This window comes from Acinetobacter guillouiae CIP 63.46, assembly GCF_000368145.1.
Classification (GTDB): domain Bacteria; phylum Pseudomonadota; class Gammaproteobacteria; order Pseudomonadales; family Moraxellaceae; genus Acinetobacter; species Acinetobacter guillouiae.
Window position 1 is genome coordinate 208,467 of sequence record NZ_KB849283.1, and the last position, 23,680, is coordinate 232,146.

Genomic DNA, 23,680 nt, shown 5'->3' on the forward strand with positions numbered 1-23,680 from the left:
CTATGCTTTATGTTAAAATCAACTCAAATGTTCTGTTAAACTCATTTGGTACGAAGTAAGGCATTTAAATAAGACCCGAACAAGTCCATAACAGTTTGCTGGCGACAATAGCAAGAGTGAACCACCTGATCCCTTTCCGAACTCAGAAGTGAAACCTCTTAGCGCTGATGGTAGTGTGGGGTTACCCATGTGAGAGTAAGTCATCGCCAGCTTTTAAATCTAAAACACCCCGATCTCTAACGAGAGCGGGGTGTTTTTTTATGCGCGGAGAAAAATAATAAATAGTAAGAATAAGATGTAAATTTTGTTGTTTTACTTCCTCATCAAAATATTGCAAAGTAGGATAGAGTGAAGACTAACTATAGTTACTGGTTGCTTAGGCAGAATAGAAAGAAGAATGACATTTAACGGAAAAAGAAGAATGACATTTAACGGAAATAGATAAAATGCACTGCTTTAAAACCTAACTATACTTCAACGTATTTCCTTATTCTTATGAAATTTTCTTTCCTTCGTTATAACTTGAAAAATGGAAGCATCAATTGAATAAATTTATGCAATATACAGTTAAATGAATTGAGCTTAAAATCCATTTTTATTTCTGTTAGGTGTTCTTATGCAATGGGTGGTCGCTGAAACATATTCATTTCCTTACGAGGCTCAGATTGCCAAAACGCAATTAGAAGCAGCAGAAATTCCAGCACGTATTGAAAATGAACATACTATTAATATGGATTGGCTTTACTCCAATGCTTTGGGTGGTGTGCGACTGTTAGTTCCTGAAAGCTATGCAGAGGAGGCTAAAGCATTACTTGCCCAAGATTTTAGCCAAGAATTAGAACAACAGTTTGGAGCAGGTGAAAGTTGCCCTCATTGTGGTAGTAGTGATATACAGCCATATACCGAAGGAAAACGTCCCGCTTATTTGGTTTTTCTATTGCTTGGTTTTCCGCTCTTTTTTTATAGAAATGGAACGAAGTGTAAACAGTGCCAACATTTTTGGAGTTAGTACTCTATTGGAAAATCGGCAAGATATTTTAAATAAGCAAACTTTAGATCAAATAAATTACTTACTAGAAAATATCGTAAAATTTGATTAACAAAAACAACGAATCATTCAACAGGATTTTGAAGTTGAAGGAATAGTCAAAGACTATGTGGATTTTCATATTAAAGAATTAGGTGATGATTGCTTAGAAAAAATTGGGATTTCTAATCCATCCACTGATTGTGGTCAAAATAGATCATCAAGGTTTTAGATCATCTAAGTATCTAAGTATCTAAGTATCTAAGTATCTAAGTATCTAAGTATCTAAGTATCTAAGTATCTAAGTTGGGAAAGTTGAAATATAGAGCTAAATCTAACATGTTCATATTTTGCTAAAATGAAACAAAGACTAAGCTTTAAGCTTGATATATTCTGTGTTGAGTTTATATGTTTATTTGCATAAGTATAAGTAATTAATATTTGCTGAAATCTGAATCGTACAATTTACAATTAATGGATCAACATGGATAGAAATACTCCCATTTATGTTTCTTTAACAGGTACAAATAGCCATCAGATAAAAATTCCAGCTGGGCAAGGAAGCTTCTCAATTGGTCGAATCGGCATGGACAAGAAAAAGTTTGATGTTCTTGTTGAAGAAAATGCTGTAATTAATTGGGATGCTTTTAATACTTTTTATACGCCAAATGGTCAACAAAATGCGCATTTGCATCCTTATGGAGATTGGCCAAGATTTTTTTATTATTGGGGAAATGATCAGGGTTTTACTGAATGGTCGAAAAAAAGAGTAATAGAAGATTTTTCTTGGCGACCTACGCAAGCAATTTGTCTAGATTTAAGTCATGCTCAAATTCATAACTTTTCAATCAAAGCAGATCAACATCCAATCACATTAGTTTTAAATCATGCTGATGGTGAGAATAAGAAGGGGTTATATTCGCTTCATTTGGCTGGTCATATTGAGCATTTTGAAATTATTACCACAGCAGCATATCCCCATATGAGAATAAAGCCAACGACATACAAAGATCCAAGGGTATCGGCATACCATCTTCCTGTTATGAAAAATTTAGCGGCAATAACTTCGTTAGATTTAGCTGTTAAACCTTTAGGTCAAGCATTTGATTGTGAAAGCTTATTGCAGTTTCCTAATTTAAAAAATCTAAACTTAACTGGGAATATAACCAATACAGCAAGTCTAAAACAACTTCAGCAACTTGAACGTATTGGAATACGCTATGCTGTAAATTTGGAAGGCTTTCCAGCTTTAAATACATGGGAAAACTTAACGTCCTTCATTGGATGGAATGTTGATGAAAAAACAGGGAAAAGGTTAAATGCTGAATTAAAGCATTTAGTTAAAGAAAAACAATTGGATTATTCGTCGGTGTCTAAACTGAGGAGTTCAATATGGTTTACCACTGAATATGGAATTCCATTTGAAAACTGGGAAAGCAATAATGCAAAAATTGCGATCAAAGCATATAAATCTGCTTTAAAAGAAATCTCCAAGGCGAAGACAAAACAAGATGTGAAAGGGGCAATTATTGAACTTATTGAGATAATTAATACATTGCCCAATATTGAAACTGTTGAAAGAGAAGATACTGGTCTTGCTGTACTGCAACTGGTTGAAGCTTCAACATTCGATATAGATCAAGAAACAGTGAATGCTTGGTTTGATGAAATACGAGATTTTTAAAATATTCTGTTGTTAAGTAAAAAACGGCAAGATTTCTTGCCATTTTTTAAATTAGGATTAGAAGCTATATCCCGTAACTTACGATCGCCACGACGATTTTTCTGTCGTTGCAAAATATATTCAGCTTTTAGTTGGATCGGTGTGGAAGGAATTGCATATGCAGAGGAATCTATTGAATTATCCGTGCCACACTATTTAATCAATCCACTTCAGTATACCTAAAAAGCGGATTTGGTTGCGCTTGATGGATAATGTTATGCTAGTAAAGGCTTAAAGTCAGGCAGTAAAATAAATGATAAAACAGCAAGAAAAATTGAGTCCATTGCAAGTTGAAAACCTATTAAAAACCTTAGCACAGCGTTTTCAGCAACATACGGAACGACATGCACAAATGAGCTGGGATTTTGTTGAAAAACAACTTTTGTTTTGTCCTGAAAAGTTATGGACTTTACAACAAATGGAAATGACTGGCGGTGAGCCTGATGTGGTTGTTTTACCGAATACAGAAGGTGTGTATTTTTTTGATTGTGCAATTGAGTCACCAAAAGGGCGGCGTAGTCTGTGTTATGACCGAGAGGCATTACTCAGTCGCAAGGATCATCCTCCTGAAGATACGGTGATCGATTGGGTAAATAAGCATGCCTTAGCACTAATGACTGAACAACAGTATTATGCTCTACAGCAAATATTCAATTTTGACTTAAAAACATCCAGCTGGGTCGAAACACCAACGATATTACGTCAGCAAGGTGGGGCGATCTTTTGTGACCAGCGTTATGGGCGTACATTTACCTATCATAATGGTGCTGGCTCATATTATGCGAGTCGTGGGTTTCGAACCTATATCAAACTTTAATTGTTAAAAATTGACAGCGTGAAATCCTAAGATTCTGTCGAGCTTGCTTGTATTTTTGTATTTAGATATAACTACTGTTCTATCCTACATATTGATATTTAAATTAGTGATTTTTAATTTTGGTTTGGGGTGCTGTATGCCTATCCAACCATGACATTCATATTGCTACAAAAGATCTGTCATAGATGATGAAATGATAGTGCGATATTTATAAAGGCGCTAAATTTATATGATGGTTACTCAGCTAATGAATATGTATTTTATAAAATGAGCTTTTGAATTATTGAGTCGAAAAAAAACGGCAAGATCACTTGCCGTTTTTTATTAAAGGGTCGGATTAGAAGTTATATTCCATACCTAAACCAATAACAGTTTTCTTTTTCTCTGGTGTAGATGTAGTTGACCAATCACGCTTTTGTTGACCAACAACACCGTAGAAACGAGCTTGCTTATTGATGTTATAATCAGCGCCAATCCCGTAAAGGTCTTGTTTACGATCATCACGGCCATCTAGTTCTGTCGTTGCAGAAATATATTCAGCTTTTAGCTTAATCGGTGTAGATGGGATTACATATGCAGCAGTGATGCCATATGCATTTTCTTTTAAGCCTTTTAAAGATGTAACTGTTGTACCAGATGTTGTTGTAACTGTGTCATCAGTTGGTTTAGCAGTTTGCCATAATGCACCAAATACTAAGCCATCAATACCCGCTGGTTTTAAGTCGATAGAACCTGTAACACGAATTGCATCAGAATAAATTGTGTTACTGCTACCGATTTCAGCACCATATGCATTATATTTAGATGCTACACCAAAGTTACCTGCTACAGCTGCTGCCAAGCCGTAGTCTTTGTTGTCATAGGTAAGTGAGGTCGAGATACCATCACCAAAACTATCACGACTACCTTTTTGACCTTTTGATGAGTTGTTCACTGCAGATGATTCTTCACCTTGCTGGAACATGATGTTGAAAGCTAAACCAGCCAATAATTTTTTATCAGTTTCAAAACCAATCACGTTTTTTAAACGATCTTCACCAACTAAAATCGCAGTCATATCGAGTTCGTTGTGATCGTTGAAGATATCTTGGTTGTTACCAGCAGCATTTTTGAAATATGAATCAAACTGACCAACTTTTAAAGTTGCGATACCGTCTGATTTAATCCCCACGAAACGGTTACGGTTAGTGAAAGAAGATTCACCATCACCATCAGCATTGAATTGCCATTCTGCCAAGTAAACAGCAGATAATTTATCTGTTAATTTCTCTTCGCCTTTAACACCAATACGAGAAGCGTTAGAGTTTACTTTAGTTACGCTTTCGTCTTTAAAGCCATTCTTATCAATTTGATCTAAAGTTACGTTGAATTTACCATACAATGTTGGCGCTGCTTGAGCTGCGCTTATGCTAAGGGTGGCGATTGCTGCAGCGAGTAGCACTTTTTTCATTGAGATTTCTCCAAAACATGTTCAATGGGTTTGCAGTTACTTTTTTTATTCAGTAAGTGTGGGTTTGTGCACTACTTACTAACTTGCATGCAGTATCTGTAAACTTTGTTACATATCAGTGAAGAAAAAATGACAATTTAATGACGCGAATTTAACATTTGTGTAATTTTAATAAAAAAATGAGGCTTGATTAGCCCCATTGATTCTAAAAAGGTTTTTAATTAAGCCAGTGCAGCCTTAATTTTTTCAGCAAACCCTTTAATTTTTTCCTGATCGCCCATTTGAATAGCATGACGACCTAATTCATGCACCGAGCTCGGAATCAAATGAAAGTGTACATGAGGTACAGTTTGTCCAGCAGCAGCTCCAGAAAGTTGCATCAATACAATACCTTGAGCATCTAAAGCTGTTTCAATGGCTTGCGCTATTTTTTGCACAATCTTGATTGTATAAGCAGCAATTTCAGGATCTAAGTCGAGCAATGTCACTGCTGGAGTCTTCGGAATAATCAGGGTATGCCCATCGGCTTGCGGCATGATATCCATAAATGCAAGCACATGATCATCTTCATAAACTTTAATTGCAGGAAGTTCACCACGTAAAATTCGTGCAAATATATTCTGATCATCATAAGCCATGTTTATTTCCTTGAAGGTGTGAATGTGATTATTTACAGTTCAATTCTTTCTGACGTTCCTTGATAGAGTCAAGTTTTTGCTGCTCTTTTTCAGAAAATTTAGGCTTACTTGTATAACAATTGTCATTATTATATTTTGCTTTTGCTTCAGGATCTTTAAAACAGAACCCTTTTGATGCATAAATGACATTGTAATCATCTTGCAATTTTTTACATTCTTGGGTGTTATCAGCAAAAGCGTGACTAGCGACTAAAATAGATAAACTAGAAAGTGTAGCAATTACATATTTATTCATGATACGACCTCGAAATTGACATATTTACATGTCACTTAATGTGATTATAAGGTTTAGTTGTGATTATTCAATGACGAAAAATTAATCTAATGTAATTTTGCTCCATGATTCGTACATTTTTACCGCGGTAGAAAAATCGCTATCAGGCTCTGAAAGACTATTGGCTGCGGTAATTAAGCTTTGTGTTAAACCAAGAATAGGTGCTGATAATCTTGCATCACGAACTAAATCAATGGCAATACCTGTATCTTTTGCCAATAAGGGTAAAGCAAAGGTCAGTGGAAAGCTACGATTGAAGATACGTTGCGGTAGTGCAGTTTCAGTCACACCACTTTTACCACTGGATGCATTGATACAATCAAGCGCTTCATTTAAATCTACCCCATGTGCTTTCAGGGTGGTAAATCCTTCAGCGGCAGCACATAAATGAACCGCCATCATCATATTATTTACAGCTTTTACAGCAAAGCCTGCACCTGAGTCACCGACACGTTTAATTAATTTACCCATCGCTTGCATTGCAGGTAGGGCGATTTGAAACGCTTCTGCCGCACCGCCGACCATAAAAGTCAGCGTTGCATTCTCAGCACCAATGGTTTGACCACTTACAGGTGCATCTAAGAAGTGAATATTATTTTTGAGCAGATACTCAGACTGTTTACGCGCAGCATCAGGTACACCACTGGTACAGTCGACCCAAATCGCGCCATTTTTGATCTTTAAATCTTGGATTAAATCATCGATATCTTGGCTAGTCGGTAAACATGAAAAAATAATATCAGCTTGCACCGCTTGATCGAGTTCGACAGCTTGAGTACCAAACTCAGTTGCATGTTGCTTGGCCTTTGCAAAATTTCGATTCCATACATATACGGTATCAAAATGTTTGGGTAAATGTGCTGCCATACGATAGCCCATTGCGCCTAAACCAATAAATGCAACTGTAGTCTTCATATCTATCTCTTAAATTTTTGTCGATCTTTGTTCTAACCATCTGGACAGTGTAGGCCAAAATTCATCTGCACTTTTTTGACTAGACATTAGCCCTAAATGTCCCCCAGGAATAAGAGTAAACGTGACATCACTACTCTTTGTCAATTCGCTTAAAGGCTTAACTGCATCTGCGGTGACCATTTGATCATTTTTTCCAGCCCCAATCATCAATGAACAGTCGATATTGCGAAGTTCAATTTTGTGGTTACTGAGCTGAATTGCTCCATTTTTCAGTGGATTTTGTAGCCAAACATTAAATAACATGTCTTGATTGACACCACCGGGGTAATCCACCATGTGATTTAAAAAATTTCCAAGGGTAGCGTGTTCATGTAAGAGCTCTTTGTCGTCTAAATTTAGCAACAATTGTTTATGACCCTCATACCAACCCTTTGGATCTAAAATCTTAAAACCAATGGCATTGAGTAAACCCGGAGTATGGATCAGTTTTTTCGGTAAACCACCTTTATATAAAGTATCTTTCAGTTTTTGATTCTTTATAATCAGATTATTTATTTTTTGATAAAGTTTACCGATACCGCCCGATGCATAACTGTCAATTGGGCTGGCCAGTATAATTAAGTTTTTAACATAATTAGGTTGACGTAATGCCGTGTAAAGTAATACAAAAATGCCGGCCATGCTCCAGCCATGCAATGAGATTTGCTCACTTTGAGCATGTTCTCGGATTTTATTAATGCATAACGGCATAGCTTCATCAATAAAATATAAAAAGTTTAAGTTGCGATCCTGATAACTGAGTTTTCCCCAGTCCAATAAATACACATCATAGCCTTGTTTGGTAAAATATTTGATAAGTGAACGATAAGGGTAGAGGTCGTAAATAGCCATATTGATCGATAATGGTGCTGTAAAAACCAAAGGTTCCTTAAATTTTTTTTCAGCAGCTGCGTAGTAACGCACTTTGGTTTGATGATGCTCTGCAATAATTTCATAAGGGGTACTTTGAGATAAAACCAATGACTTACCATTGAAGATACGTGTGGTTAGATTCTTCAATTTGGATTTGCGCTGTTGGAACTTAGCTGATACTTGTGTCATAAGCGGTGATTGTCTCATTTTTATGCAGATTTAAGCGAAGTGTATGTGATAATTTACGATTTTACCTTGACCTTAAATACATAGGGCGCTCAAAATGTTGGCAATATTTTACAAAGGCAGTTTTTGGACTGAGTAGTTGAAATGAGCCAGCACGACGACATTGAATACCAACTTGATACTTTAGCGATTCGTACAGGTCATACACGCAGTTTTGAAGGTGAACATAGTGAGCCAATTTTCCTCACTTCGTCATTTGTGTATGAAAATGCAGCGGAAGCAGCAGCAAAATTCTCTGGTGCTGAACCAGGTAATATTTATTCACGTTTTACCAATCCAACTATAGCAATGTTTGAAACGCGTTTAGCTGCACTAGAAGGTGGTGAACGCGCTGTGGCAACAAGCTCGGGTATGGCTGCAATCATGGCCGTTGCAATGTCGTTCTTAAAAGCAGGCGATCATGTGATTTGTTCACGTGCTGTTTTTGGTTCTACAGTTTCATTATTTGAAAAATATGTTGCTAAATTTAATGTCGCAGTGACTTTTGTTGATTTAACTGATTTAACCGCTTGGCAAGACGCGGTACGTCCTGAAACTCGATTACTGTTTGTTGAGTCACCTTCAAATCCATTGGCTGAAGTCGCAGATATTCAAGCATTATCAGATTTAGCACATGCAAATGATGCTTTATTGGCGATTGATAACAGTTTTTGCACACCAATTTTGCAGCGTCCATTACAATTTGGTGCAGATTTAGTGATTTACTCTGCCACCAAATATCTAGATGGACAAGGTCGTGCACTGGGTGGTGCTGTGGTCGGTAATCACAAATTACTTGAAGAAGTATTTGGTTATGTTCGTACCACTGGCCCATCTATGAGTCCATTCAATGCATGGGTCTTTTTGAAAGGTTTAGAAACCTTAAGACTGCGTATGAAAGCGCATTCTGAAAGTGCACAAAAAATTGCCGAGTGGTTGGTTGCTCATCCAAAAGTGGAAAAGGTTTATTTTGCTGGCTTAACAGATCATGTTGGGCATGAGTTAGCAGCCAAACAACAAACTGGTTTTGGTGGAATCGTTTCTTTTGAAGTGAAAGGTGAACGAGAAGGTGCTTGGAAAGTTATTGACCATACACAATTTATCTCGATTACAGGTAATTTAGGTGATGCTAAGTCAACAATTACCCATCCAGCAACAACGACTCATGGTAAGCTTTCTCCTGAAGCAAAAGCAGCAGCGGGTATTCGTGAAGGTTTAATCCGTTTGTCTGTTGGCTTAGAAGATGTCGATGATATTATCCGTGACCTTTCTCATGGATTAGATTTAATTTAAGATAAGCAAAATTTGTAAAAGAGTTTCTTTCATTTTCTTCTAGGCTTTTAAAAAACTAGCCATGAAAGTGCAAGACAGAGATTTAATTTAGGACTTTTGTTCGGAGTATTTTATGAACATTAATATGCTTATGCAGCAAGCGCAACGTATGCAGAAAGATATGGAAAGCAACGTTAAAAAGGCAAAAGAACAACTTGCCCAGACTGAAGTGAATGCTGAAGCTGGTGGCGGTTTGGTAAAAGTAACAATGACTTGCCGTAATGTTGTTAAGCGTATTGAAATCAGTCCAGATTTGTTGCAAGACGATCCAGATATGATTGAAGACTTGATTGCAGCAGCAATGAATGACGCGGCTCGCCAAGCTGAAGTCATTACAGAAGCGAAGATGAAAGAAGCCAATTCAGGTATGGGTTTACCACCAGGTCTTTCAGGTTTGTTCTAAGGAATCATAGGTGTTTAGCGACCGTTTTGATCAACTCGTACAAGCTTTACGAATCTTACCCAGTGTTGGGCCGAAATCGGCTCAACGTATGGCACTCCATCTGATCATGAAAAATAAAGAAGGTGCTATTGGTTTGGCGCATGCGCTAAACGAAGCAACTTCCTATATTCATGAGTGTAGTGTTTGTCATTCTTTAACTGAAAATGAAGTCTGTGATATTTGTTGCTCAAATGATCGGGATGATCAGCTGCTTTGTGTGGTTGAGTCTCCTGCAGATGTAATGGCAATAGAACAGTCTGGTAGCTTTAGAGGCAAATATCATGTATTGGGTGGACATTTGTCGCCTTTAGATGGTATTGGTCCTGAAGAAATAGGTATTCCATATTTAGTGCAGCGTTTAACCGATGGTAAAATTACTGAAGTAATTTTAGCCACCAATGCAACTGTAGAAGGACAAGCGACTGCGCATTATCTTGTAGAAGCGACAAAACATTTGTCTTTGCAAATGACGCGGATCGCACAAGGTGTGCCACAAGGTGGTGAATTGGAGTATGTGGATAGTCATACGTTGAGTCAGGCTGTTCATAATCGCATGAGAATGAAATAGCGATCTTAGACTTGCTACCATTTAGAGTTTGTTGAGCTTGGAAGTTTTGCGTAAATGCGATAACGATTAAAAGATCAACAAACTCTGTCACATTTAAAAATTATTTACATTCAATCTAAAATTTTTAGGTAAACTCAAGCTAAAGCAATGATTAGCCATGTTATTTATTACTTTAAAATATACTTTTATTAAGTTGTAAAACCTATATATAAAATAAATATTCACAAGAAACTTTATTGAAAAATAAGGTGTTTACGGAGAATTAGTTTAAAAATATTATATTTAAATTTTATATATTAAGGTAAAATCATATTTCATTTGAATGTAACATTTTGACTTAAACTGACATGTTTCAATTTATTAATCAACAGACCGATCTCGAACATGTGTTGAATTTGATGCAACATACTTCGACTTATGGTCTAGACACTGAATTTATTAAAGTCGACACACTTTGGCCAAAACTCGGTGTATTCCAAATTAATGTCAATGGTCAAGTATTTTTGCTCGACGGCACAACCTTAAATTTAGATCGTTTTTGGTTTCAACTTTTTCAAGCGCAGCAAAATATTTTTCATGCTTGTGGAGAAGATATTGATCTCATTTATCATTATGCAGATCAGAAAAATCTGAAAAATGTCTTCGATACCCAAGTGGGGTTGTCTTTTTTAGGACATGGTCTACAAGTCAGTTATCAAAATGCATTGAAATTGGTGTTAGAGATTGATATTGATAAAGATCAAACACGTTCAGATTGGCTGGCTCGACCGTTAACAGATGAACAAATGAATTATGCCGCTAATGATGTTTTATACATTATGCGTCTGGCTGAAAAAGTAAAAGCTGAATTGGTCGAGAAAAGCTTATATTCACATGTGCTTGAAGATTGTCAAAATTAAACCTTTGAAATCGCTTCAGAAACACCAAAAGAAAAATTATATTGTGATATTGGTAATTATCGTCATTCCAGAAAACAATTGATGCAATTGCAACAATTAAGTGTTTGGCGTGAAGAAATGGTCAAAGCACTCAATCAACCACGTAGCTTTATTCTAAAAAATGCCACGATGATTGATTTGGTTGAAGTCAATCCTAAAAATAATTTTCAATTGTCCTCTGTGAAGGGAATACGTCCAAATATTGTGCGTGAACATGGAAAAACAATTTTAGATTTATTGAAGTTTCTGCCTGAAACCGATGAGTGGCCACTGCGTATTGCACGACCAATCAAGCATTCTTCTCAGGGAATCACCCTTGAAGTAGATGAGTTAATTTCTCAGGTTTCATTTGAAATGCAAGTACCTAAAGAAGTACTTATGCGTAAAAAATGGTTAAATGCCTTGTATCATCATGTGGTATTTCATGGCAATGAACAGGATTTACCTGGTTATTTGTTGGGGTGGCGCTATGAATTGCTTACCCAGCCACTTATCCATCTGTTACAAGAAGATATTAAGTTTTTAAGTATGCAGATGAAGGTCAATGAATAGCGGCTGTTGCTGCTGTTGTTTAGATGAATAATCACCAATAGCCAAGCAAGCTTACTGTGTTATTGTTGATCAAAGATTTAGCAATTGGACATAAATAACGACTGATGCGTTAACTTTCGATAATGTATCCGTCGTTTTTTTCATGTATGCTGTCAACTAAGTTTTACTGAAGCTGTTGTTTAAAATGCATTGTGATATTTATAAATCGAGCAAAAAAGATGAAATGTATCTTTATGTGGCTCGCCCAAATCATCCAAATACAGACGAAAGTGCAGATCCCTTAGTGGCTCTTTCTGAGCCACTACGTGTTGCCTTTGGTCGTGCAACGCATGTAATGCATCTTGAACTGAGCGAAGCTCGACCTTTGGCACGTGTAAATGTGTTACATGTAATCGATTCACTCAATACAAAAGGCTTCTTTATTCAAATGCCGCCAGAAGGTTTAATTAACCCAAATGCGGTTGAACCAGAGGGATTACGTGGTGCTTGATCAGTTATCAGGAATATGGGCAAATTTTTTAGATCTATTTGATGCTATCCCAGAAGATAATATCGCAATAACCGTCTATATTCTTGGGACGCTGTTGATTTTATGGTGCTGGTATTCGATTTCAAAACGATTGCCATCGCCACTTGGCGGTATTACATGGATCATTGTATTTGCCGTTCTTGCAACCCCGACCATTTCTGAAGGACCAAACTCAGCGATTGCGCCAGCAATATTTGGACTGTTATTTGGTATTCTTACCAAGGATTCACCATTGATTTGGTCAAATCTTGCCTTAATTACATTTGTCATGGGTATTGGTTTAGTCATTGGATTTTTTTGGTCTAAATACAAAACCACGAAAAATACCCAAGCAAGCGCTGTAGCAAAAAATATTTCACCACTTTAAATAAAAAATAAAGGTAAGTTATGTCTGTCGATTCTCAACAATTCACAGGTACTGAACAGTATATCGCAACGGATAGTTTAAAACTGGCTGTAAAAGCAGCTCGAGCATTGCAAAAGCCATTATTGGTGAAAGGCGAACCTGGTACAGGTAAAACCTTATTGGCTGAACAAGTTGCTGAGAGTCTAGGTCTTAAATTAATTACTTGGCATATTAAATCTACAACCAAAGCACAGCAAGGTTTGTATGAATATGATGCAGTTTCTCGTTTACGTGATAGCCAGTTGGGTGATGACCGTGTTTACGATATTAAAAACTACATCAAACCAGGTAAGTTGTGGGATGCATTTACCAGCGAAGAACGCTGTGTATTGTTGATTGATGAAATAGACAAAGCAGATATTGAATTCCCAAATGACTTGCTACATGAATTAGACAAAATGTCATTTTTTGTCTATGAAACAGGCGAAACCATTACTGCAACCCAACGTCCAATCGTAATCATTACTTCAAATAATGAAAAAGAACTGCCAGACGCATTTTTACGTCGTTGTTTTTTCCATTATATTGAATTTCCTGATGAAGCAACGATGCGTGAAATTATCGCAGTTCATTTTCCGAATATCTCTGGAACACTGGTTTCAGAAGCATTACAAGTCTTCTTTAAATTACGCCAAGTGCCTGGCTTAAAAAAACCACCTTCAACATCTGAATTGATTGACTGGTTAAGCTTGTTAATGGCAGATGATATGCCAGAAGATATTTTGCGTAATCATGATAAATCAAAAGCGATTCCACCTTTATATGGTGCATTGATTAAAAATGAGCAAGATGTACAGTTGCTTGAACGCTTAGCCTTTATGTCACGTCGTTAATGAGGAGATCGCAACATGTTTGTGCGATTATTTTATACCCTCAGAAAATATGGTGTTCCAGTTTCAACACGAGAACTCATTGATCTCAACCAAGCAGTTAGTGAAGGCTTGGTTTTTGCCGATCAAGATGATTTTTATCAATTAGTAAAGACTGTCATGGTCAAAGATGAACGCTTCTTTGACAAATTTGACCGTGCCATGAAAGATTATTTTGAAGGTATCCATACTTTTGATATCGATGATCTGCTCAGCAAAGTTCAAAAACTTCCCAAAGACTGGTTTGATTTAGAGTTACTTGAAAAACATCTCACACCTGAACAGCGTGCTGAATTGCTGAAAGCAGGTTCGCTTGAAGAACTGATGAAGATGTTGGAAGAGCGTTTGCGTGAACAACACAAAAAACATCAAGGTGGCAACCGTATGGTTGGCACAGGTGGAACTTCACCGTTTGGTGCTTTTGGTGACCATCCTGAAGGCGTGAGAATTGGTGGCCCGAGCCGTAAAAATTCAGCAGTAAAAGTTTGGGAACAGCGTAAATATCAAAATTTGGATGATGAACAAATTTTAGGTACTCGACAAATGCAAATGGCTTTACGTCGATTACGTAAGTTTGCTCGTCAAGGCGCTGCAGAAGAATTAGACATTAACAGCACCATTTATGAAACTGCCAAACAGGGCATTTTAGATGTACAAATGGTGCCTGAACGGCGTAACCGAATTAAAGTTTTGATGTTGTTTGATGTGGGGGGATCGATGGATTCACACATTGCTCAATGTGAAAAATTGTTTAGTGCGGCAAAAACTGAATTTAAAACCTTAGAATATTTTTATTTCCATAACTGTCTATATGACTATGTGTGGAAAGATAATCATCGTCGTTCTTCTACCCGAATGAATACATGGGATTTATTTAATACCTATGGTAAAGACTATCGTGTAATTGTGGTGGGTGATGCAAGTATGGCACCTTATGAGCTGAAATCGGTCGGTGGTTCTGTCGAATATATGAATGATGAAGCTGGAGATGTATGGTTACGTCGCTTACGCAATCATTTTGAAAAAACAGCATGGTTAAATCCAGAAGAGCAAGGTTATTGGCATTACACGCAAACCATCGCATTAATTAAACAATTATTCGACGATCATATGTTTCCAATGACCCTTAAAGGCATTGAGGATATGACGAAATATTTGTCACGGTAAATTAGGGTCTGTTGATATTTTATAAATGGCTTGCGGTGTAGGCTAAAATTGTCAATAAACCCTATTCTCAAGCAAAGTTGTTATTCATAAATTCAACGGCTGATTTATTAAATAGGGAAAGAAATGGATCATCAAATAAATGGTATTGCATTACCAAATGAACAAGGCTTTTTTGGTGAATATGGTGGTCAATTTATTCCACCTCATTTAAAAGAAGCAATGGATGAAATCAATGTCGCATATGAGGAAATTCGTAAAACGCCTGAATTTCAAAATGAATTGGCTGATTTATTTGCCAATTATGTAGGTCGCCCTAGTCCTTTATTTCATGCAAGACGTCTTTCTGATCAATTGGGTGGTGCACAAATCTATTTAAAGCGTGAAGATTTAAATCATACAGGCGCACATAAAATTAACCATTGTTTGGGCGAAGCTTTGCTTGCTAAATATATGGGTAAAACCAAAGTAATTGCAGAAACAGGTGCTGGTCAACATGGCGTTGCACTTGCAACCGCATGTGCTTTGGTTGGTATTCCATGTGAAATTCATATGGGACAGGTGGACATTGAAAAAGAACATCCCAATGTCGTGAAAATGAAGATTTTGGGTGCAAAACTGGTTTCAGTCACTCAAGGTACTGCAACACTGAAAGATGCTGTAGATAGCGCATTTGAAGAGTATTTGAAAGACCCTAAAAACTTTATTTATGCGATTGGTTCTGTGGTTGGACCGCATCCTTTCCCAAAAATGGTACGTGATTTCCAATCTATTATTGGCAATGAAATTAAAGTTCAAACCCAAGATCGCTTTGGCGCACAACCTGATTATGTGGTTGCGTGTGTAGGCGGTGGCTCAAATGCAATTGGCGCATTCACGGCATTTTTAAATGATGTAGAGGTTAAACTGGTTGGTGTGGAACCTGCAGGTCATGGTTTAGATACTCAACAGCATTCAGCAACATTGACTTTAGGTAAACCAAGTCAGATTCATGGTATGGCTTGTTATGTACTGGAAGATGAACAGGGTGCACCATTGCCTGTGCACTCGATTGCATCTGGTTTGGATTATCCGGGTGTAGGCCCTCAACATAGCTTCTTAAAAGATTTAGGCCGTGTGGAATATTCCACAGCAACAGATCAAGAGTGTTTAGATGCGTTTATGACCCTTTCGCGAGTAGAAGGGATTGTTCCTGCATTGGAAAGTTCTCATGCTGTGGCGTGGGCAATTCGTGAAGCGCCTAAATTAGCGAAAGAAATCAAAATTGTTGTAAACCTTTCAGGGCGTGGTGATAAAGATGCCGACTATGTTGCTGAAAAGTTAAATCTAAACTGATAAAAAAATGATTTGATCTAAAAACCTAGCTTTGGCTAGGTTTTTATTTGTCTTGTCATAAATTGTTAGGCTTAAACTAAGATAGCGAGTTGAAATACATCAGCATAGACAACAATAGGTTAATATATATTATAAAAATTATACCAATTGGTATAATATCAAAGAAAACTTTTAATCATCATAGATTATTTATTACTTTATAAAACGTTGAGATGTTACATTGGAAATCAAAAACCGAAAATATATAAATTATAATTTGTGGCAGCAAGAGCAAATCGCTAACGTAATGCCTATTTCCAAATTAACTGAAAAAGTACCTTTAAAAGAAAGTTTGGGTAGAAAATCTGCAGTGGTTATTTATGCTACTTGTGCATACCCTAGTGTAGCTCTATCAAAAATTAGTGGTATGATGTTAAACATTAAAGATGACATTACTACACTTAAACAATATAAAGAGATTAAAACTATATATTTTCTTCAAAGTTTAATGAATGGTGAAAACCCTTATTTAATCAAAGAAAAAAATGATTATATTTCAAGTATTGCCCCATATATAAAAATAGGCAGTATAGCGAATACGGTGATATCCTTAGAACAACATTCACCTTGGTTTAGAGCATCTTATCTCATTCCTGAAAAAGGTGATATGTTGATAGATATTAAAAAAGGAACTGGTGTTGTCGATATTGGAGCTGATTATCATGAAAAAGATTTAGTTTTAAAAAAAGATCATATTATTACAAATGCAAAAAAAGCCTTATTGAGGCAGGCAGGTATAAATGAAATTGAAGTTTATAAAAAGATTCGGTTTGCTGTATTTTGTGTTGATTATGAGCTTGAAAATTTGAATAAAAATTTTGAATTAGAATATATTCAGGATTGCATGCAAAGTTGGGGTTTTGATTTTGAAGTAATTAAAGTTAAACCATTCAAAAATGTCCCTCCCAATAGTGAAACTACGGATGAAAGCGTTGCTAATAATTTCGAAACCTATTCAAGAAATATCAAGCAAGTAACACAAAACTATGACTATATTGTTGCATGTGGGCTAGCAAATAATAATTATTTCAATCAAGTAGGCTTATTAAGATCCCTTAATGAATTAAGAAAGCTATATTCGCAAGGTGCATATAATCAGAAGGTACAACTGATAGGGAATCATTTCACATTATTTTCAGGGTATTTACGAAGCCCTGTGTATCGAGAAGATATAAAACTCTATAATGATCAAGGACATTTGGTAGTTCAAAGGACGATGACTTATGAAGATAAATCCGTAATGAGTTATATACCAGGTTATATTCTTGACATCATTGTAAATATGCATTTATTGGTAAAACCAACTATATTACAACGGATGTATCGAAAGCCTACTTTACCTGAATGGAAAATAGGAGTATTAAGCCACGATTATAGTTTTGATATCGTCCAAGAGTATAAATACAAATTTTTATGGGCTTATGTATCACATACAACTTATGATGAAAGGCTTAGAATTGTAACCAAAGAAATTCCAGAACTTAAAATTATCAAAGTAGAAAATGAACGTCCCGATATGCTGAGTTTCTTTAGTGAATGTAATTGTTTTATCCCCGTGATAAATGAAGACATGCAACTTAAAGCTGGTGATTATTTCTATTATCTTGAAATATAAAACACGAATAATAAGATTTTAGGCACGAGTTGATCAATTTTTTCTAGAATTTTAATAACCAAAAGTAACATTAAAAGTTCAGCAGTACACACTGTTGAACTTTATTTAAAATAAATTTGACGTGAACGTAAGGTAGCCAATGAATATAAAAAATAGTGACTATGTAGGAAAAATTTTTAGCAAATTGGTAATGATAAGTAAAATAAAACCAAATTCTACTTTAACTGAAACAGTTTTACTTGAAAATTGTTTAGATAGGAGATTATCTGAAAATGTATGTGCGAATCAAAATTATCCATCGGTAGAATTATCCGCAATTTGTGGAAAAATGTTAAATATTCATCAAGATATTACCACAATTGAACAATTTAAAAAGATTGATTCGGTCCATTTCTATGGCGCATTACGTAACGGTAAAGATCCGTACAAGATAAAAATAAAAAATGAATATGAAACAGGTATTCCTCAATACATCAGGATGGGAACAATTGGGAATACAGTCATAACAACCGAACAGTTTCAGCCATGGTTTGATGCGGCTTTTCTAAGCGTTCAAAAAGATAATGCGTTGACTGAGATAAACAAAGGTAGTGGAGTGATTAAAGTAGGTGATGATTATAAAGAACAAGATATCATTTTAAAAAAAGACGATGTCATTACCAACACAAAAAAGGCTTTGCTGAGACAAGCTGGCATTGAATATGTACAGGTTTATAAAAATACACGATTTGCAATATTGTGTGTAGATTACGAGCTTGATCATTTCAATAAAAATTTTGAATTGGAATACATTAAAGATTCTATGAAAAGTTGGGGGTATCGTTTTGAAGTGATAAAAATTAAGCCATCAAGATATGAGTCAAATAATCGTTCAATAGAAGATTTTGAAATCACAACTGATATTGAAACATATATTCAGAATATTAAAAAAGTTACAGAAGACTTTGATTATATCGTTGCATGCGGTCTGGCTGTAGATCAGCATCTTGTCCAATTGGGGCTATTTAGATCCATTAATGAGTTAAACGTATTAACTGAACAAGGTTTAGTTCATCAAAAAAGTTATTTGATTGGAAATTCTTTTAAGATGATGGTCGGCGGTTTAAGAAGTCCAATAAAAAAAGAAACGATTAAATATCTCAATGAAAAAGGAATTCCATTTTGCACGAGGACTAAAACTTATGAGGATCGGGCTATCGTAAGTTATATACCTGGCTATATTCTTGATATTATTATCAATATGCATATTTTTATAAAACCAACGATTCTCAGCCATCTATATAACAAACCCGTTCAACCTGAATGGAAAATTGGCGTTTTAAATCATGATTTTGACTATCAAGGAATTGCTGACAGTCAGCATAGATTTTTTTGGGGGTATGCGAGTGATGTGCATTATGGTAAAGATGGGGAAATGAGCACTACGAAGATTGCAGAAATTAAAATTATTAAAGTAGAAAATGAACGTCCCGATATGCTGAGTTTCTTTAGTGAGTGTAATTGTTTTATCCCCATGATAAATGAAGACATGCAACTCAAAGCAGGTGATTATTTCTATTATCTTGAAATTTAAAATGGTTTTACATGCAAGCTGAGCTGCCAATTTTCTATACACAATAAAAAAACCCTCCACATGGAGGGTTATATTTTTATAATGTCACTTAACCTGAAATATATTGTCTTAATTGTTCAATCAATTTCCGTTGATCTTCCATCGTAGCTTTGACTAAATCGCCAATAGAAACAAATCCAACCAGCGTTTCACCTTCAATCACAGGTAAATGGCGTAAGTGTCCGTCAGTCATTAAATTTAAACATTCTTCAACCGTATGGCCACGTGTCACAGAAATCACTCTAGACGTCATAATTTCAGCGACCGTTGTATGGTCAGAGGTACGCTGCATAAGGGCAATTTTACGCGTATAGTCGCGTTCTGAGAGGATTCCGACGACCTTTGTATCTTTAGTGACAACCACAGCACCAATACCTTTGTTTGCCATAAGTGTAATGGCTTCTAATACTGTGGCAGAGGGTGAAATCGTATAAATTTCACGACCAATCTTATCTTGGATTACTTGTGCTACTGTCGTCATAATTATTCTTCCTTTTCTAGGGTGCTTACCAATCTGCACACCTTTAACTTAACTGTATTTTTTAACTTTGCAAATACTTTGCAGTCATAAAAATATAAAGTTTATTTTTTACAACAATTTTAAACTACTAAAAATATATCTTCGCCTTTAAGCCGGTTGAAATTGAACATGACTATGGAAAAAGAAATGTTCCATTTGAGAAGTTGAGAGTTTAAATTTTCGAGATGAAGAATTAAACAATGCAGGCATGATATTGAGCCGTGTTAATGTAGGTAACAGCGATTCTCTAAAATCTTTAGGTGTTATTCTGCGAGGGGTGTAGTGAGGCCAATGAATCTTTGCATACTGATGGGCTTGAACAGCGTTTAGCCAAAAAGGAAAATAAACTTCATTTGAACCAGACTTCATTGCCCAGCCATCATGGTAAAGTCCCCAAAGTACACCACAATACATGAGTGATTTTAAAATAGAAATTTTAATAAACAATTCATTCGAAATGGGCTGAAGATGAATATACTTTTTCATAATTAACAATCTTATTTAGTACATTGCCTATTGTAGTTGAAATTCTTATAAGAACTGTTGGTGCTTTATGCTCAATCGTAAGCATTTATTAAAACAATAAAAAATGTATTGAAAGCGTAATGATTTATTAAAAAATAAAAAGAATAGGGGTTAAAAAAAACGCCACCTAGGTGACGTTTTATTATGCTTGCATGGTTGCCATCTTTTGCCAATATTGGGCTTTTAGAGAATCACGTTCAACACGGAAACCTTGGTAGTAAAGTTCTGCAAGAAACATTGCCGCTTTACCATGACCCGCTTTCGCCGCATCTTCTAATGCTTTTACCGCTTCTACAAAGTTCATTTCACACTGGATTGTATTTACAGCATCTGCATAAACATGTTCTAAGTCTTGGTGAGAGATTTGATGAATCATATATAACTCCTTATTGTAATTATGATCTTTTAACATAGCTCCCCAACGGAGCTTATACTTAACTAATCTAACTTAACTTTATTAAACTAATATTACAATTAGCCTTTTTTGTCAAGCGATTTGAAATCTATGCTTGACGAAGATAAGATTACATGATTAAACATTAATCAGAAATAATATTTATTAAAATCAATATGAGAATTAAGACAAAGGGAGAGCAAAATGACAAACACTATAGATGGCTTTATTTTTGATGTACCCGCTGCTGAGTCTCAGATCGTAGAATTAGCTCAGTATCACCGTAAACAACTGGATGAGGCAATTTATCATCAAGAAATCCATCTTGGGGATTATTGTTTAGCCCAGCGTAAACGCGTGTACGATTATACCCGAAACTTAAATCCAGTGCAAAAAGCAGGCTTTTACCGGATCTATGATGGTGAATTAAGGCGTCTTGCTGATGATGATGATTTGCATCCAGCGCATGCAGAGGGTGGAGTGAGTATCTTTGCTGTCAGTATTGCATTGGCAATTATTGCGATTATTTTGTATTTTGCATTTTTGAGAGCAATTATTTAATCATGTAATTTATGCGTTAAGCGCTATTGTTCTCTAAACATTCATAAAGCTCTCGTCTTTTATTAGAGGAGAGCTTTCATTTTGTCGATAAATTATTTTTGCTGTTGCAGAGTTTGTCGGTTACGGTTTGGTTGTTATCGTGTGCTTGGCATATTTTCTCAAGATATCAATGACGATTAAAGATGGCTGTATACTTGAGAATACAGATAAAATGTAGCTTAGAAAGCGCTATATTTTTATGATCAGAGTGATAAACTATCCATAATTAGAGGTAGTTCATGCGTAAATTCAAAGATTATTTTCAAAAATTGTATAGTTCTTTTCCTGTGGAAAAAATCTTGAATTCTTTTGTTGTTGTGGTCATCGCACTGATGATTTTTCTTGCAACATTGGCTTTAACACGGCCAATTAATCCAGATCAATACAAATATGTGATGCAATATTCACAACAAGCCGCCAATCCTAAGACGCAAAAAATTGCCAATCAATTGCGCCGCCAAGATCGTATTTATGTGGTTGAGTATTTACGCCTACTACGTGCCTATCATTTTGAAAATCAACAAGTAAAACGATATCCTGCGGTGGATAGTAAAGATCCGCAATAACTGATAATACTCATTTGGTTGATTCCGCTTGCGGGCGAATTGTTTTTTGAATGATCAATGTCGGGACATTTGGCATGGCTTGCGTATCCACTTGCTTGTTTTGATTTGTACTGGATTGATCTGGGTTGGCTAAATCAGCACTCAACATGTCTTTTAATGCATTCTGGTCCAATGTCGGTGCAACAACAACCAAAGTGAGACGATCCGCACGAAGATGTTTTTGAATGGCTTTTTGGACTTGCTTGGTGGTGACTTGGCTCAATTGCTTTTGATATTGAGTCAAATAATCCGCAGGAAGTTGATAAAAACCAATTGATGCGATTTGGGCATTGATATTGGCATTGGAACTAAAGGTCATTGGAAATGAACGTAACATGCCTTCTTTGGTTTCTTCGAGCTGTTTTCTTTGGATTGGATTTTTTACAAAATCACGTAAGGCTTGATGTGCAACTTTGATACTGTCCATCAATTGATTTTGTTCAGTAGAATAACTCAAACTAAAAAAACCCTGAGCCAATGTGGAGGTTAAATTACTATAAGCTCCATAGGTATAACCCCGTTTAACCCGAAGTTCTTTCATTAAAATGGAATTAAATCCGCTTCCGCCAAACATTTGATTGGCAACTTCTAATGCAACACGATCAGGATCGCTGCGCTGAATAGCTAAGTGTCCCATCATCACATTGGCTTGCGTTGAGTTAAACGGAATGTAATGGATATTAAAATCACTTTGATCTTGTGGTTCAGGAAGTGCTTGAGCAGCTTCACCTTGGGTTAGATTTTGACTGATTAAATTGGCCAGTTGGGTTGCATCGGCTGAAGTTAAATTACCAGTAATGGCAATATTCATGTTTTGGGCAACAAGCAGTTTCTGTCGATAAGCCCTAAGTAGTTCTGGGGTAATTTTTTTAAGGCTCCCATTGGTCCCCACAGTCGGTTCGGCATAAGGATGTTGTCCATATAACGCACGATAAAAGCGAATATTCATAATCCGACTTGGATTTTCTTGGATTTGCTTTTGCCCAACCTTGGTATTATTTAGCACAAGATTTAAACCCGATGGATTAAATTGTGCATGATTCAGCACATGCAACATGGTATTGATAGCAGGGTTTAATTTTTCAGGATCTGACAAGACCCGGAGTCGGACGACAAACATATCACGGTACGCGGTAACGCTAAATTGAGCGCCTAATCCTTCAAATGTAGATGCGATCTCTTTTGCTGTATATTGATCTGTGCCTTCAGTGATCAGCTTGGCTGCCATATTTGCCATACCATACAGACCTTTTCCTAGTGCTTCATCCTGTGACGAACCTGCATTAAAGGTGAGTTGAATATCCACAATAGGCAGGTCGGTGGCTGAAACAAACAGTGTTCTGACTTTTTGGTTGTTGGAGAGGTCTTGAACAAAGGGCGCTTGGTATTGTTGATGTTTATCTAAATTTTTTAAACTTTGTAAGGTCAAATTTGCCTTAAGTGCTGAATCATCTATAACCGCATCGGTTTCATCATGATTGTCTAATTCAACCTCCGCATGGTTAAGAGGAGAGTAGAGTAAGCTGATGAACACAAACAGGGGTATTTTTATCGAATAGGTCGAAAATGGATTAAAATTCATGAGAGATCCTTT

At 36.2% G+C, this 23,680-nt stretch carries 24 protein-coding genes, 1 rRNA gene and 1 pseudogene; 17 read left to right on the top strand and 9 right to left on the bottom strand.

From position 1 onward, the window contains the following. Positions 1 to 97 precede the first annotated feature (97 nt). The 4 genes from rrf (at position 98) to F981_RS06030 (ending at position 3,567) form a co-directional block, all read left to right on the top strand. Positions 98 to 212 (top strand): 5S ribosomal RNA (gene rrf / locus F981_RS06015). Positions 213 to 616: 404 nt separating this feature from the next. After that, positions 617 to 1,009 carry a putative signal transducing protein gene (locus F981_RS06020; RefSeq protein ID WP_004719566.1) on the top strand — a complete coding sequence of 131 codons (393 nt, stop codon included), beginning with the start codon at positions 617 to 619 and terminating at the stop codon, positions 1,007 to 1,009. Between the two features lie 502 nt (positions 1,010 to 1,511). Then, on the top strand, positions 1,512 to 2,711 hold the full coding sequence (locus F981_RS06025) for a leucine-rich repeat domain-containing protein (protein ID WP_004719567.1): 1,200 nt from the start codon (positions 1,512 to 1,514) through the stop codon (positions 2,709 to 2,711). 292 nt (positions 2,712 to 3,003) lie between these two features. Further along, positions 3,004 to 3,567: a DUF4256 domain-containing protein gene (locus tag F981_RS06030; RefSeq protein ID WP_004719570.1), complete on the top strand. Its 564-nt coding sequence runs from the start codon at positions 3,004 to 3,006 to the stop codon at positions 3,565 to 3,567. Between the two features lie 337 nt (positions 3,568 to 3,904). Here F981_RS06030 and F981_RS06035 read toward each other — a convergent pair whose 3' ends face one another. The 5 genes from F981_RS06035 to F981_RS06055 all read right to left on the bottom strand — a co-directional run bounded on the left by F981_RS06035 (position 3,905) and on the right by F981_RS06055 (position 8,005). Next, the gene (locus F981_RS06035) at positions 3,905 to 5,017 is read right to left on the bottom strand and encodes a porin (RefSeq protein ID WP_004719573.1); all 1,113 of its coding nucleotides are present in this window, start codon (positions 5,015 to 5,017) and stop codon (positions 3,905 to 3,907) included. A gap of 221 nt (positions 5,018 to 5,238) precedes the next feature. After that, positions 5,239 to 5,655: an HIT family protein gene (locus F981_RS06040; protein ID WP_004719575.1), complete on the bottom strand. Its 417-nt coding sequence runs from the start codon at positions 5,653 to 5,655 to the stop codon at positions 5,239 to 5,241. A gap of 28 nt (positions 5,656 to 5,683) precedes the next feature. Further along, positions 5,684 to 5,950 carry a YARHG domain-containing protein gene (locus F981_RS06045; RefSeq protein ID WP_004719576.1) on the bottom strand — a complete coding sequence of 89 codons (267 nt, stop codon included), beginning with the start codon at positions 5,948 to 5,950 and terminating at the stop codon, positions 5,684 to 5,686. Positions 5,951 to 6,031: 81 nt separating this feature from the next. Next, a complete protein-coding gene (locus tag F981_RS06050; protein ID WP_004719579.1) occupies positions 6,032 to 6,904 on the bottom strand; it encodes an NAD(P)-dependent oxidoreductase in 873 nt (290 codons plus the stop codon). A gap of 9 nt (positions 6,905 to 6,913) precedes the next feature. Further along, positions 6,914 to 8,005, bottom strand: a complete 1,092-nt coding sequence (locus F981_RS06055; protein ID WP_004719581.1) for an alpha/beta fold hydrolase — start codon at positions 8,003 to 8,005, stop codon at positions 6,914 to 6,916. A 141-nt stretch (positions 8,006 to 8,146) separates the two neighbouring features. Between F981_RS06055 and F981_RS06060 the strand changes: the two genes are divergently transcribed. From F981_RS06060 to F981_RS06110, 11 genes and pseudogenes are all read left to right on the top strand, one after another. Next, a complete protein-coding gene (locus tag F981_RS06060; protein WP_004719584.1) occupies positions 8,147 to 9,334 on the top strand; it encodes an O-succinylhomoserine sulfhydrylase in 1,188 nt (395 codons plus the stop codon). A 112-nt stretch (positions 9,335 to 9,446) separates the two neighbouring features. After that, positions 9,447 to 9,776, top strand: coding sequence for a YbaB/EbfC family nucleoid-associated protein (locus tag F981_RS06065; RefSeq protein WP_004719585.1), 330 nt, complete (start codon positions 9,447 to 9,449; stop codon positions 9,774 to 9,776). A gap of 10 nt (positions 9,777 to 9,786) precedes the next feature. Further along, positions 9,787 to 10,383: a recombination mediator RecR gene (gene recR / locus F981_RS06070; RefSeq protein ID WP_004719588.1), complete on the top strand. Its 597-nt coding sequence runs from the start codon at positions 9,787 to 9,789 to the stop codon at positions 10,381 to 10,383. Positions 10,384 to 10,730: 347 nt separating this feature from the next. After that, positions 10,731 to 11,873: pseudogene (locus F981_RS06075) on the top strand (ribonuclease D). A gap of 184 nt (positions 11,874 to 12,057) precedes the next feature. Continuing rightward, complete coding sequence (locus tag F981_RS06080; protein WP_004719593.1) at positions 12,058 to 12,363, top strand: YcgL domain-containing protein; 306 nt, start codon at positions 12,058 to 12,060, stop codon at positions 12,361 to 12,363. Further along, positions 12,356 to 12,769: a hypothetical protein gene (locus F981_RS06085; protein ID WP_016539240.1), complete on the top strand. Its 414-nt coding sequence runs from the start codon at positions 12,356 to 12,358 to the stop codon at positions 12,767 to 12,769. Before F981_RS06080 ends, F981_RS06085 begins: the two co-directional genes overlap by 8 nt. A gap of 20 nt (positions 12,770 to 12,789) precedes the next feature. Then, positions 12,790 to 13,641 carry an AAA family ATPase gene (locus tag F981_RS06090; RefSeq protein WP_004719598.1) on the top strand — a complete coding sequence of 284 codons (852 nt, stop codon included), beginning with the start codon at positions 12,790 to 12,792 and terminating at the stop codon, positions 13,639 to 13,641. Between the two features lie 15 nt (positions 13,642 to 13,656). Beyond that, complete coding sequence (locus tag F981_RS06095; RefSeq protein ID WP_004719601.1) at positions 13,657 to 14,844, top strand: vWA domain-containing protein; 1,188 nt, start codon at positions 13,657 to 13,659, stop codon at positions 14,842 to 14,844. 123 nt (positions 14,845 to 14,967) lie between these two features. Continuing rightward, the gene (gene trpB, locus F981_RS06100) at positions 14,968 to 16,176 is read left to right on the top strand and encodes a tryptophan synthase subunit beta (protein WP_004719602.1); all 1,209 of its coding nucleotides are present in this window, start codon (positions 14,968 to 14,970) and stop codon (positions 16,174 to 16,176) included. 220 nt (positions 16,177 to 16,396) lie between these two features. Continuing rightward, positions 16,397 to 17,830: a molybdopterin-binding domain-containing protein gene (locus F981_RS06105; protein WP_004719603.1), complete on the top strand. Its 1,434-nt coding sequence runs from the start codon at positions 16,397 to 16,399 to the stop codon at positions 17,828 to 17,830. Between the two features lie 139 nt (positions 17,831 to 17,969). Next, positions 17,970 to 19,403 carry a molybdopterin-binding domain-containing protein gene (locus F981_RS06110; RefSeq protein WP_004719604.1) on the top strand — a complete coding sequence of 478 codons (1,434 nt, stop codon included), beginning with the start codon at positions 17,970 to 17,972 and terminating at the stop codon, positions 19,401 to 19,403. Between the two features lie 88 nt (positions 19,404 to 19,491). On the opposite strand, the gene F981_RS06115 is transcribed toward F981_RS06110, so the two are convergent. The 3 genes from F981_RS06115 to F981_RS06125 all read right to left on the bottom strand — a co-directional run bounded on the left by F981_RS06115 (position 19,492) and on the right by F981_RS06125 (position 20,863). Then, positions 19,492 to 19,923, bottom strand: coding sequence for a CBS domain-containing protein (locus tag F981_RS06115; RefSeq protein WP_004719605.1), 432 nt, complete (start codon positions 19,921 to 19,923; stop codon positions 19,492 to 19,494). A gap of 147 nt (positions 19,924 to 20,070) precedes the next feature. After that, positions 20,071 to 20,448 carry a DUF2750 domain-containing protein gene (locus F981_RS06120; protein WP_004719606.1) on the bottom strand — a complete coding sequence of 126 codons (378 nt, stop codon included), beginning with the start codon at positions 20,446 to 20,448 and terminating at the stop codon, positions 20,071 to 20,073. Positions 20,449 to 20,629: 181 nt separating this feature from the next. Continuing rightward, the gene (locus F981_RS06125; RefSeq protein ID WP_004719607.1) at positions 20,630 to 20,863 is read right to left on the bottom strand and encodes a hypothetical protein; all 234 of its coding nucleotides are present in this window, start codon (positions 20,861 to 20,863) and stop codon (positions 20,630 to 20,632) included. 222 nt (positions 20,864 to 21,085) lie between these two features. Here F981_RS06125 and F981_RS06130 point away from each other — a divergent pair, with 222 nt between their 5' ends. After that, positions 21,086 to 21,442, top strand: a complete 357-nt coding sequence (locus tag F981_RS06130) for a hypothetical protein (RefSeq protein WP_004719608.1) — start codon at positions 21,086 to 21,088, stop codon at positions 21,440 to 21,442. A 278-nt stretch (positions 21,443 to 21,720) separates the two neighbouring features. Beyond that, entirely contained in the window at positions 21,721 to 22,047 is a 327-nt protein-coding gene (locus F981_RS06135; RefSeq protein WP_004719609.1) for a hypothetical protein, read from the top strand. Between the two features lie 10 nt (positions 22,048 to 22,057). Here the strand turns inward: F981_RS06135 and F981_RS06140 are convergent, their stop codons facing one another. Further along, positions 22,058 to 23,668, bottom strand: a complete 1,611-nt coding sequence (locus F981_RS06140; protein ID WP_004719610.1) for a M16 family metallopeptidase — start codon at positions 23,666 to 23,668, stop codon at positions 22,058 to 22,060. Positions 23,669 to 23,680: the final 12 nt, after the last annotated feature.

Bases quoted from the DNA above. Each gene is read 5' to 3' on its own strand.
- F981_RS06020 (WP_004719566.1), top strand. From the start codon at position 617: ATGCAATGGGTGGTCGCTGAAACATATTCATTTCCTTACGAGGCTCAG.
- F981_RS06025 (WP_004719567.1), top strand. From the start codon at position 1,512: ATGGATAGAAATACTCCCATTTATGTTTCTTTAACAGGTACAAATAGC.
- F981_RS06030 (WP_004719570.1), top strand. From the start codon at position 3,004: ATGATAAAACAGCAAGAAAAATTGAGTCCATTGCAAGTTGAAAACCTA.
- F981_RS06035 (WP_004719573.1), bottom strand. From the start codon at position 5,017: ATGAAAAAAGTGCTACTCGCTGCAGCAATCGCCACCCTTAGCATAAGC.
- F981_RS06040 (WP_004719575.1), bottom strand. From the start codon at position 5,655: ATGGCTTATGATGATCAGAATATATTTGCACGAATTTTACGTGGTGAA.
- F981_RS06045 (WP_004719576.1), bottom strand. From the start codon at position 5,950: ATGAATAAATATGTAATTGCTACACTTTCTAGTTTATCTATTTTAGTC.
- F981_RS06050 (WP_004719579.1), bottom strand. From the start codon at position 6,904: ATGAAGACTACAGTTGCATTTATTGGTTTAGGCGCAATGGGCTATCGT.
- F981_RS06055 (WP_004719581.1), bottom strand. From the start codon at position 8,005: ATGACACAAGTATCAGCTAAGTTCCAACAGCGCAAATCCAAATTGAAG.
- F981_RS06060 (WP_004719584.1), top strand. From the start codon at position 8,147: ATGAGCCAGCACGACGACATTGAATACCAACTTGATACTTTAGCGATT.
- F981_RS06065 (WP_004719585.1), top strand. From the start codon at position 9,447: ATGAACATTAATATGCTTATGCAGCAAGCGCAACGTATGCAGAAAGAT.
- F981_RS06080 (WP_004719593.1), top strand. From the start codon at position 12,058: ATGCATTGTGATATTTATAAATCGAGCAAAAAAGATGAAATGTATCTT.
- F981_RS06090 (WP_004719598.1), top strand. From the start codon at position 12,790: ATGTCTGTCGATTCTCAACAATTCACAGGTACTGAACAGTATATCGCA.
- F981_RS06095 (WP_004719601.1), top strand. From the start codon at position 13,657: ATGTTTGTGCGATTATTTTATACCCTCAGAAAATATGGTGTTCCAGTT.
- trpB (WP_004719602.1), top strand. From the start codon at position 14,968: ATGGATCATCAAATAAATGGTATTGCATTACCAAATGAACAAGGCTTT.
- F981_RS06110 (WP_004719604.1), top strand. From the start codon at position 17,970: ATGAATATAAAAAATAGTGACTATGTAGGAAAAATTTTTAGCAAATTG.
- F981_RS06115 (WP_004719605.1), bottom strand. From the start codon at position 19,923: ATGACGACAGTAGCACAAGTAATCCAAGATAAGATTGGTCGTGAAATT.
- F981_RS06120 (WP_004719606.1), bottom strand. From the start codon at position 20,448: ATGAAAAAGTATATTCATCTTCAGCCCATTTCGAATGAATTGTTTATT.
- F981_RS06125 (WP_004719607.1), bottom strand. From the start codon at position 20,863: ATGATTCATCAAATCTCTCACCAAGACTTAGAACATGTTTATGCAGAT.
- F981_RS06130 (WP_004719608.1), top strand. From the start codon at position 21,086: ATGACAAACACTATAGATGGCTTTATTTTTGATGTACCCGCTGCTGAG.
- F981_RS06135 (WP_004719609.1), top strand. From the start codon at position 21,721: ATGCGTAAATTCAAAGATTATTTTCAAAAATTGTATAGTTCTTTTCCT.
- F981_RS06140 (WP_004719610.1), bottom strand. From the start codon at position 23,668: ATGAATTTTAATCCATTTTCGACCTATTCGATAAAAATACCCCTGTTT.